Here is a 15225-nt window from a genome sequence, read left to right as displayed (position 1 = left end):
ATAAATTATTTTGCTATAAAATTTAATAATAAGCCCAACTGTACTGCTGGGATGTAAAAAAACGAACAGAACATCACTTTCTTGGCCTCTGCCAATTCTCTCTTCATTAAAAGTTTAAAAGCCAGCCAGCTAAATATCAATCCAGCGATTAATGATAAACCAGCAATATAATAACCGCCAAAACCATAAATAGTTGGCAATAAACTCACCGGAATTAAAACCAAAGTACTTAAAAAAGTAAGTAAGGCAGAGGTTTTGTCTCTTTTCTTGGTTGGTAACAGCCTAAAACCTGCTTTCTTATAATCATCATCCAAAACCCAGGCAATGGCCCAAAAATGTGGAAACTGCCATACAAACTGGATTAAAAATAGAATGCCTGCAATATAATAGTCAATTTCGTGGAATAATTCGGCTTTTAAACTACCAAATGCAGCCAAATAACCGATAAGTGGTGGTAAAGCACCAGGAATAGCACCTACAAATACAGCAATTGGAGATTTTCTTTTCAGTGGCGTATAAGCAAAGGCATATAACAGTATCGAGAATACAGAGAGTAAACCTGTTTCCAGGTTTAATTTACCGAGTAACCAGGTACCTAAAAATGCCATGAATACACCTAAAATTAATCCTTGTCCGGTAGTCATTCTACCAGCAGGCATAGGCCGATCTTTAGTCCTCGACATTAATTTATCCAGGTCTTTCTCTATAATTTCGTTAAAGCAGTTTGCAGCAGCGGTTACCAAAAAACCACCAGCAATTAAGATTAACCAGTTCCCCCAATCAATACTAGGGATATGGCCTCTACCTACCTGCATTTTCTGTCCGATTAAAAAAGAAATCGACGCCGAAAACACTACCGTAAACGATAGCCTGAATTTGATGAGTTTAGAAAAATCTGAAAGATATTGCTTCAATTTTCTTAAATATTATTGTTTATATGTACTTGTTCGGTAAACCAATAAGTACAGGTAAAACTGTAAACTAAATAACAGCGTAGAGAACAAAATATGCAATGCCTGCGCTGCAGATGGAAAAGCTATATATGCTAATGCAAAACCACTTAATAACTGTATGAGGAGCGTTATTAACATCAACCTTGCGGTTAACAACGGTGCAGCTTTACCACTAAAACGGTCGATAACCATTTTATACACTACTGCATTGGCAATTACTACGAGTATAGCTAAATCACGGTGATAAGAGAATACTTCTCCTACTTTCGAAATCCATGTATTCTTGCTTCCGTAAGAAAGCGACTTTGCAATCACATCTACCCCTTCTCTAACCTCGGTTCCTAAAACAATTTGAACGATACTAATTACAAGGGTAAAGAACAAAAATCCCTTTAGCCACGCTATACGGTACATAATTACAGAAGGCGCTTTGTTTAATTGCTTTGCGTAATTATAGGTATAAATAGATATCGCTAAAATAACCAGCGCCAACAACATGTGTACGGTTACTACCCATTGTGCCAGGTTTGTAGATACCACTATCGAACCCAACCAACCTTGGTATCCTACTACTAAAAGATTTAAAATACTGAGTATAATAATACGTTTAGCTGTTTTACGGTAAGTAAAAGAATAAACTACTGTTAAAAACAAGAATATTCCAGCTGCTACCCCAGCCAATCTGTTCAAGTACTCAGTCCAGGTTTTAGTTGGATTAAACTCTTCAGGTATCGTGATACTTTTATCATGCCTAATACTATCAGCTAAGGCTACCTTACCCATACTTTCTAAGTATTTGGCAAATTTCTCATTCTTTTTTAACCTACCTGCAACATATTTCTCTTTATAGTTAGCAGGAAGTTGCGATACATCAGTTGGCGGGATGTAACGATCGAAACATTTTGGCCAATCCGGACAACCCATGCCCGATCCGGTACTGCGTACAATACCACCGGCAAGTATAACCAATAGCGTAACTACGATGGTTATCAGATTAATGTTAATGAAACGTTGTTCTGATCTGCTGACCATATATCTATTAAGATGAAAAGGGTATCCGGATAAGCAGAAACTTAATCAGATACCCCTTTTAAAATTTTATTTTAGCTTAAACTAGCCCTTGTTTTCTGCAACAGGGTTAGCTAATTCCCAATCTTGCTGTATTTTCTCCGCTTCTTCATTTCCTTCAAAATCGTGAGGTAAATTAGAGCTCATTGTTTGAGAGAAAGGAACAGTTTGAGGAATAAAGTCTGCATCATGTCCTGGTTTACTATAATCGTAAGGCCATCTGTAAACAGTTGGGATTTCTCCTGGCCAGTTACCATGTAAGTGTTCTACCGGAGCAGTCCACTCTAATGTATTAGATTCCCAAGGGTTTTGAGGAGATACTTTTCCTTTGAATATTGAGTAAAAGAAGTTAAACAAGAACGCTACCTGAGCAAGTGCCGCCATAATAGCTGCCCATGTTACAAATACGTTAACAGTTAACCATTTTTTCATAAACTCAAACTCGGTAAATGCATAGTAACGACGAGGTACACCATCCAAACCTAAGAAGTGAAGTGGGAAGAATACCAGGTAAGCTGCAATAAAAGTTAACCAGAAGTGTAAATATCCTAATTTAGCATTCATCATTCTTCCGAACATTTTAGGGAACCAGTGATAAACACCTGCAAGCATACCGAAGATTGCTGCAGATCCCATTACCAGGTGGAAGTGGGCAACAACAAAATAGGTATCGTGTAAGTTAATATCTAATGAAGCATTTCCTAAGAAGATACCGGTTAAACCACCAGAGATAAAAAATGATACCAAACCGATAGCAAATAACATTGCTGGGGTGAAACGGATATTACCACGCCATAATGTTGCTAAATAGTTAAAGGTTTTTACTGCCGATGGTACTGCAATGATCAACGTAGTAATCATAAACACACCACCTAACAATGGGTTCATCCCGGTTACAAACATGTGGTGACCCCAAACGATAAATGATAATACAGTAATACCAATTAAAGAGTAAACCATTGCATGATAACCGAAGATCGGTTTACGTGAGTTTACAGAGATAACCTCAGATGAGATACCCAATGCCGGCATAATTACAATATATACCTCAGGGTGACCTAAGAACCAGAATAAGTGCTGCCATAAAATCGGCGAACCACCTTCGTTTGGTAAAATGTCAGTACCCATTACGATATCTGATAAATAGAAACTTGTTCCAAAACTACGGTCGAATACCATTAATACCACACCAGCTACAAGAACAGGGAATGATAAAATACCTAAAATAGCAGTCAAAAAGAAAGCCCAAATGGTTAACGGCATTTTCCAAAGGTCCATACCTTTAGTACGCATGTTTAAGATTGTACTTACATAGTTAATACCACCCATTAAAGATGACGCAACGAAAAGCACCATACTCACTAACCACAAAGTCATACCCATTCCCGATCCTGGCATTGCCTTGGCAACTACAGATAACGGTGGGTAAACCGTCCAACCACCAGATGCAGGACCTGTTTGGATAAAGAACGATGACATCATGATCACACAGGCCATAAAGAAGAACCAGTATGAAAGCATGTTTAAGAATGGCGACGCCATATCTCTTGCTCCAATTTGAAGCGGAATAAGTAAGTTACTAAATGTACCACTCAACCCAGCTGTTAGTACAAAGAATACCATAATGGTACCATGAATGGTTACTAAAGCAAGGTAGAAATCGGGTTTAATACGACCACCTTCAGCCCATTTACCTAAAAATGTTTCTAAGAACGGGAAGTTTTGATCTGGCCATGCCAATTGAATACGGAATAAAATTGATAAGCCCATTGCTATTACCGCCATAATAATACCGGTAATCAAAAATTGCTTAGCAATCATTTTATGATCCATACTAAAGATGTACTTTGAAATCAAAGTCTCTTTATGATGCCCATGATCAGCGTGATCGTGATTGTGTTCGTCGTGTAATGCTATTGTTGACATAATTCGTTCGCTCCTGCTTAATATTATTTATTTAAAGCCATTTGGTTAGTTTTTACAGCTACTGAATCTTTAGTTGCTGAATCTGCTACTGATTTTACAGCTGCAGGTGCCACTGGCAAATTAAATTGTTTTCTTAAATCGTCGTTTAAGTATGTTTTCTGTTCAGCTATCCAAGTTTTGTACTCGGCCTCAGAAACTACACGTACAACCTTTTGCATATTGTAGTGACCAGATCCACAGATTTTAGCACATAAAAATAGGTACTTAAAGTTAGGATCGTTAGTTTCTTGCTGCATTTCTGCAGTAGTTTTTGTAGGCGTAAACTCAAACATAGTTCTCATACCCGGTACGGTATTTAACTGTACCCTGAAGTGTGGCATATAAAAACTGTGAATTACATCTTTACTGGTTAAAATCAGTTTAACCGGTTTACCTACAGGAAGCACCATCTCATCAGCCATTTCGTCATCACGAGAGTTGATATCTTTAAAATCGATACCCAATGGGTTGGTAGCTGTAGTTAACTTGTAATTTTTGTTACCTACTATTCCGTCAGCTCCAGGATAACGGATAGACCATTTAAACTGCTCAGAAGTAACTTCTATCTGTAATGGTTTGTTGTTTGGATCTTCAACTTTGAAGAAAATAGATCTCCAGGTTAAGAAACCCATTAATACCAAAACAGTTAATACTAAAGCCGGAACGATCGTCCAGATTTTTTCGATGGTATTATTGTGTGGATAGTAGTAAGCTTTTCTTTTAGCAGAATATTTATAAATATAAGAAAACCCGAACAATAAGATGTGTGTAACTACAAATACAATAGTGGTAATGATTAATGTTAAATTAAACATCTCATCAATTTTCTTTCCATGCTCAGATGCGGCATCAGGAAGTAACATTGACCCATGCACTGTATATTCCCAATATACACCATATAAACCGATCACTAAAAACAGTGCAAATAAACTTGCGTGTACCCTGTTCCAGTTAATGCCAACAGGTTTACCTTGTGCTTCGCGGCTTAACTCATACACTTTTATTGCTTTACCAATAATTGCAATGAATAAGCATACAGCAAGGAAAACCAGAATATAAAATATTACCGATTTATAAACCTCGCCCATATCAACTTTCGGTGCCGCGGCAGCACCTGCTGCATCTTGCGCAAATACGCTAGTGTTTGCAAAAACAGTAATCAATACTGCTAAAGCTGCGGTCGTTTTATTCGTTATAAACTTTCTTAAACTCATTTTCTTAAAAGTAGTACGCTGTACTGCTAATTATAATAATAATTAAATATTTGCTTTATCTTATCACCACTACAGTTGATGATGCAAACTTTCTTGTAATAATGGGTGGTTCTTTGCAATTAAAGGTTTTTTGCTCAATGATGTTAAAACCGTAAAGGTAAACAATCCTACGAAACCTAGTGCAGTACCTATTTCAATAATACCGAAACCATTATGTCCTTCTTCTACCGTTCCTGGCATAATCATTTGGTAATAATCTACCCAGTGACCTAACAATACCACGATAGCAACGAACAATAATTTTGCATCTGTTCTTTTGTTATCTCTGTCCATTAATAATAATACTGGCGCTAAGAAGTTCATGGCAAGGTTTAAGAAAAACCAGAACTTGTAATACTCAAAGCGCTTGTAGAAATATACAGTCTCTTCAGGCATGTTTGCATAGTAGATCAATAAGAATTGGGCAAACCATACATATGTCCAGAAGATAGAGAAACCAAAAATAAACTGACCTAAATTGTGCAAGTGGCTATTGTTAACCCATTGCATATAACCTGCTCTTCTTAATAAAATAAGAATAATTGCAATAGTAGCTAAACTACTTACCCACATAGCGGCGAAGTTATACCAACCGAACATCGTTGAGAACCAGTGTGCCTCTAATGACATTACAGTATCGAAAGCAAAGATTGGCGTTGTAAAACCGTAAATTACCAAGAATATACAAGCATTTTTAAAGCTCTTTCTATAAGAATTTAAACCACCTGCTAAATCCTCGTTATAAGAAAACTTAACAAACATGATCGAGAAAATACTATAAACACCTAAAAACACTACTTGGCGACCTAAAAAGAAAGGTACATTCAAGAAAACTGATTTACCTGCAATGATGGCATCATAGTTAGGACTCCCCTCTACAGTTAGTCCATCAGCGTGCCAGTGGTGGTATAAGTTATGTGTGTACAAACCTGCCGAAATTACGACAACCAGTATTACAGCTGCAATAGGCAAAGTTTTTGCCATAGCCTGCGGTACACGTAAAATTGATGCAGACCAACCTGCCTGAGCTACATATTGAACAGCCAGGAAAAATGTACCCGACATACAAACGCATGCAAAGTAATATGCCATAAGCAACAGGTTAGCAAAAGTACGCTCTTGATGGCCACTAAAAAAACCGTAAGCGATAGCAATGGCACCTAAAGCGATACCAACGATGCTTAATGTTTTTACTTTACCTGTAAACTCAAACTGTTCACTAAAATTAATATTGTGAGTTCCCATTTATATTTGCTTTACTATTGTCCTTTTTGTAATTGTTGAACATACATCACCACTTTCCAACGATCTGTTGGCGAGATTTGCGAAGCATGCGAGCCCATGTTATTTACACCGTATGTAATGGTGTGGTAAATTTTACCTGCAGTAAGATCGGCCATGTTACCACCTCTAGATGATGAACCTGTTTGATAAGCAGGTACACCACTAAATTTCTCAATTTTAACTAAGTGTCCCTGTCCATCGCCTTTTTCTCCGTGGCAAGGGCTACAGAAAACGGTAAATAAGTGTTTACCTTGAGCTAAATTAACAGTATCTACTGGTAAAGGGTTAACCATGCTTACACCTGCTGCCTCATATCCTTCTTTTGTATTAGGATACTCATCATATTCAGTAAAACCTACTGGTTTAGTATGTGCAGGTGGCAACTGGGCTGTTTTACCATCTTTAAAATTTTTGTTTGGTTGATCCGGATTGTAAGCAATCGGATCATACATGTTTCTGGCATATTCTAAGCCAGTACTGCGTTTATCTTTACAAGCAGAAAAGGTAGCTGCAAAAGCGATAGCTAAAAACGCTGTGTAAACAAATTTATTCTTATTCATAGCTAATGTACTTCCTTTCATTATACTTTATTTCTAAAGCACCTGCATCTTTTAATAATCCATCAATTACAGTATGTTCTACATTGTCTTTTGCATCAACTGCAATAACAAAACGATCATCAGTAGCACGTAAATCCATTACTCTTGGTGCTCTTCCTGGAAATAAGTGAGTAGATGCATAATAAGTTAACACCATACCGAAAGCACAGAATAACACTGTAAGCTCGAACATTATCGGAATAAAATCCGGTAATGCAAATGATGGTTTACCACCTATGTTTACTCTCCAATCGATAACTGCGCAGAAATAAATCAAAGCGAATGCACAGCAAGTACCGGTAATACCAAAGCAAAATGCTGCGATATCGATTCTAGATCTTTTAATTCCTAATTTGGCTTCTATTCCGTGTATAGGCATCGGTGTGTACACATCATAAATGCTGATGTTGTTTTCCTGAAGCTTTTCGATGCCATGCATCATTTCGTCAGGATCGCCAAAACTGCCTAAAATATATTTGATATCACTCATTGTTATATTTTTGCGTAATCTTCTTGTTTAACACTATCAAATTTTTCTAAAGACTCTACGTATTCTGCAACGTATTCTTTATTCTCATGCCCTTCTTTAATCTGTTTCATTTTGGCTTGCTCACTTGCAGTTTTTAATAATAATTTAACCTCTGCTATAGCGATTGATGGCAATACTCTTAAGAATAATAAGAATAAGGTAAAGAATAAACCAATTGAACCTACGAACACACTGATATCAACCCATGTTGGATAAAACATTGCCCAACTAGATGGAATATAATCGCGGTGTAATGAAGTAACGATAATTACGAAACGCTCGAACCACATACCCACGTTTACCACGATTGATAAAATCCAGGTAGCTTTAATGCTTAAACGGATTTTTTTGAACCATAACAACTGTGGAGAGATTACGTTACAAGTCATCATCATCCAGTACGACCACCAGTAAGGACCGGTAGATCTGTTGATAAATGCATACTGCTCATACTCTGAACCTGAATACCAAGCGATGAAGAACTCAGTTAAATAAGCCACACCTACGATTGATCCAGTTAAGATGATGATTTTGTTCATCGACTCGATGTGGAACATAGTGATGTAGTTTTCTAATCCCAATACTTTACGTGCAACCAATAATAAAGTTAATACCATCGCAAATCCTGAGAAGATCGCGCCCGCCACGAAGTATGGAGGGAAGATGGTAGTGTGCCATCCTGGAATTACCGATGTTGCAAAGTCCATTGATACAATGGTGTGTACCGAAAGTACAAGTGGTGTAGAGATACCTGCTAGAATTAACGACACCGCTTCGAAACGTTGCCAGGTTTTAACACTTCCACTCCATCCAAAAGAGAAGATAGAATAGATTTTTCTACGTGTACCCACTGCACGGTCGCGGATGGTAGCAATATCTGGTAATAAACCCGTGTACCAGAATAATAATGATACAGAGAAGTAAGTAGAGATCGCAAACATATCCCACACCAATGGCGAGTTAAAGTTTACCCAAAGTGATCCGAATTGGTTTGGTAAAGGTAAAACCCAATAAGCTAACCATGGGCGGCCCATGTGCGATACCACGTAAGTAGCGGCACAGATAACGGCGAAGATAGTCATCGCCTCTGCCGAACGGTTAATAGAGTTACGCCAGTTCTGACGGAAAAGTAATAGTACTGCTGAAATTAGTGTTCCAGCGTGACCGATACCTACCCACCATACGAAACCGGTGATATCCCAAGCCCAACCAACTGTTTTATTTAAACCCCATGATCCGATACCATTCCAGAAAGTGTAGCTTACTGCTACTACCCAAAGTAAAGCACCTAATGCGGCAACGATGAAACCAATCCACCAAGCCTTGTTTGGCTTGTTCTCTACCGGGCTTAAAATATCATCTGTAATTTTTGCATACGTGATGTTATCTCCGGTAATTAATGGTTCTCTAAGTATTGATTCGTTATGTCCTGACATAATTTGTATTTTCTTTATACTAAAGCCTACGCTTGTACTGTTGTATCTGTATTTCTAATTTTTGTCATGTAGCCGATACCCGGTTTCACATTAATCTCTTCTAATACGTAATAGATACGCTCAGAACGTAATGCTTTTGAAACCTCTGAATTTGGATCGTTTGCATCACCAAATACAATCGCATTTGCTGAACAAGCTTCCTGACAAGCCATTTTAATATCACCATCTTTTAATGGACGTTTCTCCAATTTAGCTTGTAATTTGCCACCTTGTATACGTTGAATACACATAGAGCATTTTTCCATTACCCCTCTAGAACGTGTAGTTACATCAGGGTTTAAAACTAATTGAGTAAACTCGTTATTTAAATAGTTATCGAAACGCGAATCGTTCCAGTAGTTAAACCAGTTGAAACGACGCACTTTGTACGGACAGTTATTTGCACAGTAACGTGTACCTACACAACGGTTATAAGCCATGTGGTTTAAACCATCACTTGAGTGTACAGTTGCCAATACCGGACAAACTGTTTCGCAAGGTGCATGATCACAGTGTTGGCACAACATTGGTTGGTGAACAACAGAAACATGATCTAAGTCTTCTAACTTAGCAATTTCTTTCTCTCTCGTTACATCACCATCTTTAGTTTCGTAGCTATAGTAACGGTCGATACGGATCCAGTGCATTTCGCGACGACGGCGAACCTCATCACGGCCTACAACAGGAATGTTATTTTCTACGTTACAAGCAACAATACAAGAACCACAACCTGTACAGGCATTCAAATCGATTGCCATAACCCAGTTGTTACCTGGTTTTTCGTATTGATCCCAAAGATCGTAATCTTTATGCTCGCCCTTTTCGTTACCCGCTCCAGGATTTTTCAGGTACTCCTTAAAAGTAGCCTCTTTAATCACTGCACGTCCTTCGAAAGAGTGGTGAGTTTGTGTTTGAGCCAATTCGTAGTGCCCACCTGTTGGGGTGATGCTTACCGAAGTAGCATATTGCATTGTTCCGTTAACAAAAGAAACAAAAGGGAAAGCATTTTTACCTACATTGTCACCAGCTTTACCAGTTTTGGTACGGCCATAACCTACTGCGATAGATGCTGTTCCTTGTGCTTGTCCTGGTTGGATCAATACCGGAAGATCTACTGAATATCCGTTGCCTCCTTTAACAGTTACAACATCAAATTCTTTAACTTTTAATTTCTCTGCAGTTTTTGGTGCAAGTGCTACAAAGTTATCCCAGGTTACTTTTGATACCGGATCAGGTAATTCCTGTAAGAACGCGTTATTGGCATTTTTACCATCACGCATCGGTACGTTTTCATAAACCTGTAATTCTAACTGATCGCCACCTTTAGCTAATGCTTTGCTGCTGCTAACGATTGAAGTAGCAACTTGTGCTAAAGATTGGGTGAATGAGTACGCTCCAGCAGTTTTCGCTGTTACAGTAACCACACCTTTCTCTAATACCTCTTCCCATTTCAAACCTGCAGCTGGTAATACTTTAGCTTCCCAGTTGCTGCGTACAAACTGATAGTAATCTTTAACTGGAGCATCAGCCCAGGTTAATAAACTTTCTTCTGCCTGACGGCTATTGAAAACTGGGTTAATGGTTGGCTGAACGATAGAATAATATCCTTCGTAAGCGTTAGCGTCGCCCCATGATTCTAAGTAGTTGTGGTTAATGGCAATTGCATCACAAAGCGTAGCCGTTTCATCCGCACGGTCTGAGAATGAAATTTTTGCCGGAACTTTAGCTAAGGCATCAGTAAATGCTTTCGGATTTGCGGCATCGTAAGCAGGGTTGCTGTTTAAGAATAAAACTGCACCAACTTCGCCACGACCCATTTCAGCAACTAAACCATTAAATTCGGCATCGTTACCAGCATATAAATTGCATGAGTTATCTAAATCTATAGTAGTACCATAACTTCCGATAGCGGCGTTAATGGCATTTACTAAAATTTGTGTAGAAACGTCGTTCGAACCACAAACTACAAGGCCTTTACCTTTAGCTTGCAATAATTCTTTAGCAACTAATTTAATTACTTTATCAGCAGTTGCATTATTACCTAAAGTTCCGCCTGGTAAAGCACCACCTGTAATTGCATTATATAAAGCAATTAAGGCAGGACCTTCTTCCGATAATTTAACCGGAACGCGGGTATCTGCATTGGTACCTGTTAAGCTCATTCCACTTTCGAACTGAACGTGGCGGCTCATTTTTTTATTTGCTAACGATTTGTAGTTACGGTTAGCTGTATATTGAGCAGTAAACTCTTCTCCGCTAATCCAAGTACCTAAGAAATCGGCACTGAAACTTACAATTAAATCGGCTTTATCAAAATTGTATTTAGGTAAAACCGCTTTACCGAAACTGTTTTGGTTAGCCTGGATAATACCGGTATAAGAAACCGCATCATACTGAACTAATTTAGCAGCAGGGTATTTGGTTGCAAACTGTGCAATTACTGCATTAGTTGATGGGCTGTTTACCGTTGATGCTACAATACGGATTTTCTTTCCACCCGCCTGTGCTTTTGCCAACTCGCCTTTTACATAGCTGTCGATTTTTGCCCAGGTAGTTTCTTCAACCTGCCCACCTTTTACTGTAGCAGGTGCTTTTAGTTTAGATACATCGTATAAATCTAATACAGAAGCCTGCGCTCTTGCATCGGTACCGCAGTTAAACTGACCCGCATTAGGATTTGGTTCAATTTTAATCGGACGGCCTTCTCTTGTTTTAACCAAAATGCTCTGGCCATTAAAGCTAGAAGTATAATAGTTAGGAATACCTGGAGTTACTTCTTCAGGTTTTACCAGATAAGGAATTGATTTTTTTAACGGTGTACTTTGGCAGGCAGCTAATGTAACCGCACCTAAACCAAAACCTAACGCCTTTAAAAAGTCGCGGCGTGGGGTAACGGTACTTAACCCTGCTTCATTTAAAACATCTTCTATTGGAAGTGGCTCGGCGAATTCGTTTTTGTTATTCTTAACAAAATCGGGTGTATTGTTATACTCCTCTAAGCCTTTCCAGTATTTTTTATTGCTTTCCATTTAAGCTATATTACTGTTTATCGAACGTTCTTACTAAACTCTAATCTATTAATAGTGGCATTTACCACACTCTAAACCACCCAATAAAGCTGGTGTAATTTTCTCGCCTTTTTTAATTTTTTCGTGCGCTTCGATAACCTTAGCGTAGAAAGCATTGTTTTTCTGACCAGAAATATCTGTTTCTTTATGGCAGTTAATACACCATTTCATGGTTAATGGAGAATATTGATAAATTTCTTCCATAGTATTAACCGGACCGTGGCAAGCGAAACACACAGGCTCGTTTGGTTGTAATCCTTTTGCTTTACGGATTGCATCTTCAGCAACAACTACGTGCTGAGAGTGGTTGAAGTAAGCAAAATCAGGTAGATTATGTACACGTACCCACTCCATTGGTTTAGCTTTACTTTCATCATATTTCTGTGTTTCCGGATCGTAACCTAAAGCATTGTAGATTTTTTTGATCTCAGGAGAAATCTCACCATCATATTTATCTCTTGCCTGTACCGCTTTATGGCAGTTCATACAAACATTTAATGATGGAATAGATGCATTTTTAGATTTGAATGCTCCAGAGTGGCAATACTGACAATCGATCTGATTGATACCAGCATGCAACTCGTGCGAGAATTTAATTGGCTGAACTGGTTGGTAACCGGTATGAACACCAGTATTCCACATGCCCATCCAACCGAATGAACCTAAACAGATGATCAAACACAAGATAAAGAACATGACGAACTTCTTGTTTTTGAACATTTTGCGCACACCAACTTTTAATGGTACATCTTCTTCAATCTCGATACCTTGTTTCTGTAGAATTAAACGCTCTAATAATTTAGATGCGCGACCTAAAATTACAAGGATAACAATAGCCAATACAACTATGGCTACAATACCTGCAATAGATAAACCTGAAGTTTTATCTTCTTTTGGTGCTGCAGAAAGTGCCGCATCGCCAGTTGGCTTTGGCTCACCTTCTTTAATGTAAGCTAAGATATCTTTTACTTTCGCCTCATCTAACTCAGGGAAGGTAGTCATTGCTACTTTACCGTTATCGTTAAATAATTTAACAGCAGCGGGATCACCTGCAGCAATCATTGCCGCGTTGTTCGGGATCCATTTTAACAGGAATGCTTCAGGGTGACGATCGCTTACTCCAGTTAATGCCGGACCAACAACTTTGTGATCTAACGCGTGACACGAAGAACATTTTGCCTTGAAAAGCGTTCTTCCTTCTTTAGCATCCTGCGCATTTACGGTAGAAACCGCTATTACAGAAATTGCTGAAAATACGAATAACGACTTCCAAACGCTTTTTAAAATCATCGAGATATCTCTCATAATGAACACTTTATACTTATTTAATTTACTTTTTGTTGTGAAATTGATGCTGAACTAGGGATAGCCCCACCAAAACTTGAACAAAAGTATAACTTATTAATAAATCCCATGACATAATAGTGACTGGAAATACAATTTATAATCATTCTAAACAAATGTCATTTCAAGCCATTAAGCCAATAAAAATGCCCATTTTTGATAGGTTATCTCAAATGGGCATACCAAAAACCAATTTGGTTTATTTATTTCTTGCAATTATTGTTTTAATATCCATGCAAACATTAGCGGCGCTACAATTGTTGCATCACTTTCTACGATAAATTTTGGCGTGTGGATATCCAGCTTACCCCAGGTAATCTTTTCATTCGGTACGGCACCAGAATATGAGCCATAAGAAGTAGTCGAATCTGAGATCTGGCAGAAATAACTCCAGAAAGGAATATTCTCCATTTCCATATCCTGATAAAGCATAGGTACCACACAGATCGGGAAATCGCCAGCAATACCACCACCAATCTGGAAGAAACCAATTCCTTTCCCCCCACTGTTTGCAATATACCAATCGGCCAACCAGCCCATATATTCGATACCGCTTTTCATTGTAGTGGCTTTTAATTCATTTTTCATTACATATGAGGCAAAAATATTACCCATAGTAGAATCTTCCCATCCAGGTACCACAATTGGTAAATTCTTTTCTGCCGCAGCAAGCATCCATGAATTTTTAGGATCGATTTCATAATATTGCTCCAAATCGCCGCTTAAAAGCATTTTGTACATAAACTCATGTGGAAAATATCTTTCACCAGCAACATCTGCATCTTTCCATATTTTATGGATATGTTTCTGTAAACGACGGAAAGCCTCTTCTTCAGGGATACAGGTATCGGTAACACGGTTATAATGGTTCTCTAAAAGGTCCCATTCGTCTTGTGGACTTAAATCGCGATAGTTTGGTACACGTTTATAATGTGAATGTGCTACCAGGTTCATAATATCTTCTTCAAGGTTCGCACCAGTACAAGAAATAATAGCCACTTTATCCTGGCGAATCATCTCTGCAAGTGAAATTCCCAATTCTGCAGTACTCATGGCACCGGCAAGTGTGATCATCATTTTACCACCCTCGTCTAAATGCGTTTCGTATCCTTTAGCTGCATCCATCATTGCCGCTGCATTAAAATGGAGGTAATTACGCTCCATAAACTGAGATATTGGTCCTCTTGTATTGCTCATTTCGTTTTGTATTATTTGCCGCAAAAATAGGTATTTAGGTGGAAAGGTGAAAACGTAAAAACGTTTGTCTTGGTTCACAGTCCCCAGTTGGCAGTCCTTAGCCAATTATCTCAGCTAAATCTCCTCTTACCATTGTCATCCCGAGCGTAGTCGAAGGATCTTTTTTCAGGAAAGCAGTTGCAGTAGCCTCTATTAAAGGTAGTCCGGCTTTCTGGTACAAGTCCGCGCCTCGTACCTCGCCTTGCGGGCTTTTCCCGTCAATCCGGTTTAGGTGGGCCATGTTGTGCTGTTATTAAAACTTCCCCTACCCCATCGCCAATAAACTGTATCATGAGTCTATTCACCAACAGTTGTCATCCTGAGCGTAGTCGAAGGATCTTTTTTCAGGAAAGCGGTTGCAGTAGCCTCTATTAAAGGTAGTCCGGCTTTCTGGTACAAGTCCGCGCCTCGTACCTCGCCTTGCGGGCTTTTCCCGTCAATCCGGTTTAGG

12 protein-coding genes are annotated in these 15225 nt (G+C 38.6%); all 12 read right to left on the bottom strand.

Annotated elements, in window-relative coordinates:
• Positions 1-5 precede the first annotated feature (5 nt).
• Positions 6-914, bottom strand: coding sequence for a heme o synthase (gene cyoE / locus HDC90_RS18060; protein WP_184468899.1), 909 nt, complete (start codon positions 912-914; stop codon positions 6-8).
• Between the two features lie 12 nt (positions 915-926).
• Positions 927-1985, bottom strand: coding sequence for a heme A synthase (locus tag HDC90_RS18055; protein ID WP_184468897.1), 1059 nt, complete (start codon positions 1983-1985; stop codon positions 927-929).
• A gap of 81 nt (positions 1986-2066) precedes the next feature.
• A complete protein-coding gene (locus HDC90_RS18050; RefSeq protein WP_184468895.1) occupies positions 2067-3947 on the bottom strand; it encodes a cbb3-type cytochrome c oxidase subunit I in 1881 nt (626 codons plus the stop codon).
• A 23-nt stretch (positions 3948-3970) separates the two neighbouring features.
• Positions 3971-5200, bottom strand: a complete 1230-nt coding sequence (locus HDC90_RS18045) for a cytochrome c oxidase subunit II (protein WP_184468893.1) — start codon at positions 5198-5200, stop codon at positions 3971-3973.
• Positions 5201-5269: 69 nt separating this feature from the next.
• Positions 5270-6484 (bottom strand): quinol:cytochrome C oxidoreductase, encoded by a 1215-nt coding sequence (locus tag HDC90_RS18040; RefSeq protein WP_184468891.1) that lies wholly within the window; start codon positions 6482-6484, stop codon positions 5270-5272.
• Between the two features lie 14 nt (positions 6485-6498).
• Positions 6499-7104: a cytochrome c gene (locus HDC90_RS18035; RefSeq protein WP_167297153.1), complete on the bottom strand. Its 606-nt coding sequence runs from the start codon at positions 7102-7104 to the stop codon at positions 6499-6501.
• Positions 7076-7612: a DUF3341 domain-containing protein gene (locus HDC90_RS18030; RefSeq protein ID WP_090498415.1), complete on the bottom strand. Its 537-nt coding sequence runs from the start codon at positions 7610-7612 to the stop codon at positions 7076-7078. The genes HDC90_RS18035 and HDC90_RS18030 overlap by 29 nt, the downstream gene beginning before the upstream one ends.
• Positions 7613-7614: 2 nt before the next feature.
• Positions 7615-9087 carry an NrfD/PsrC family molybdoenzyme membrane anchor subunit gene (gene nrfD, locus HDC90_RS18025; RefSeq protein ID WP_167297154.1) on the bottom strand — a complete coding sequence of 491 codons (1473 nt, stop codon included), beginning with the start codon at positions 9085-9087 and terminating at the stop codon, positions 7615-7617.
• Positions 9088-9113: 26 nt separating this feature from the next.
• Entirely contained in the window at positions 9114-12155 is a 3042-nt protein-coding gene (locus tag HDC90_RS18020) for a TAT-variant-translocated molybdopterin oxidoreductase (protein ID WP_184468889.1), read from the bottom strand.
• A gap of 48 nt (positions 12156-12203) precedes the next feature.
• Entirely contained in the window at positions 12204-13499 is a 1296-nt protein-coding gene (locus tag HDC90_RS18015) for a c-type cytochrome (protein WP_184468886.1), read from the bottom strand.
• Between the two features lie 255 nt (positions 13500-13754).
• Positions 13755-14735: a deoxyhypusine synthase family protein gene (locus HDC90_RS18010; protein WP_184468885.1), complete on the bottom strand. Its 981-nt coding sequence runs from the start codon at positions 14733-14735 to the stop codon at positions 13755-13757.
• A gap of 97 nt (positions 14736-14832) precedes the next feature.
• Positions 14833-15015: a hypothetical protein gene (locus HDC90_RS18005; protein WP_184468883.1), complete on the bottom strand. Its 183-nt coding sequence runs from the start codon at positions 15013-15015 to the stop codon at positions 14833-14835.
• Positions 15016-15225 lie beyond the last annotated feature (210 nt).

This window comes from Pedobacter sp. AK013 (assembly GCF_014205835.1).
Classification (GTDB): Bacteria; Bacteroidota; Bacteroidia; order Sphingobacteriales; family Sphingobacteriaceae; genus Pedobacter.
Note: the sequence above shows the minus strand (reverse complement) of the source record. Positions and strands in the feature narration are given on the sequence as shown.

Coding starts and splice junctions, on each gene's coding strand:
- HDC90_RS18055 (WP_184468897.1), bottom strand. CDS start 1,985: ATGGTCAGCAGATCAGAACAACGTTTCATTAACATTAATCTGATAACC.
- HDC90_RS18050 (WP_184468895.1), bottom strand. CDS start 3,947: ATGTCAACAATAGCATTACACGACGAACACAATCACGATCACGCTGAT.
- HDC90_RS18045 (WP_184468893.1), bottom strand. CDS start 5,200: ATGAGTTTAAGAAAGTTTATAACGAATAAAACGACCGCAGCTTTAGCA.
- HDC90_RS18040 (WP_184468891.1), bottom strand. CDS start 6,484: ATGGGAACTCACAATATTAATTTTAGTGAACAGTTTGAGTTTACAGGT.
- HDC90_RS18035 (WP_167297153.1), bottom strand. CDS start 7,104: ATGAAAGGAAGTACATTAGCTATGAATAAGAATAAATTTGTTTACACA.
- HDC90_RS18030 (WP_090498415.1), bottom strand. CDS start 7,612: ATGAGTGATATCAAATATATTTTAGGCAGTTTTGGCGATCCTGACGAA.
- nrfD (WP_167297154.1), bottom strand. CDS start 9,087: ATGTCAGGACATAACGAATCAATACTTAGAGAACCATTAATTACCGGA.
- HDC90_RS18020 (WP_184468889.1), bottom strand. CDS start 12,155: ATGGAAAGCAATAAAAAATACTGGAAAGGCTTAGAGGAGTATAACAAT.
- HDC90_RS18015 (WP_184468886.1), bottom strand. CDS start 13,499: ATGAGAGATATCTCGATGATTTTAAAAAGCGTTTGGAAGTCGTTATTC.
- HDC90_RS18010 (WP_184468885.1), bottom strand. CDS start 14,735: ATGAGCAATACAAGAGGACCAATATCTCAGTTTATGGAGCGTAATTAC.
- HDC90_RS18005 (WP_184468883.1), bottom strand. CDS start 15,015: ATGGCCCACCTAAACCGGATTGACGGGAAAAGCCCGCAAGGCGAGGTA.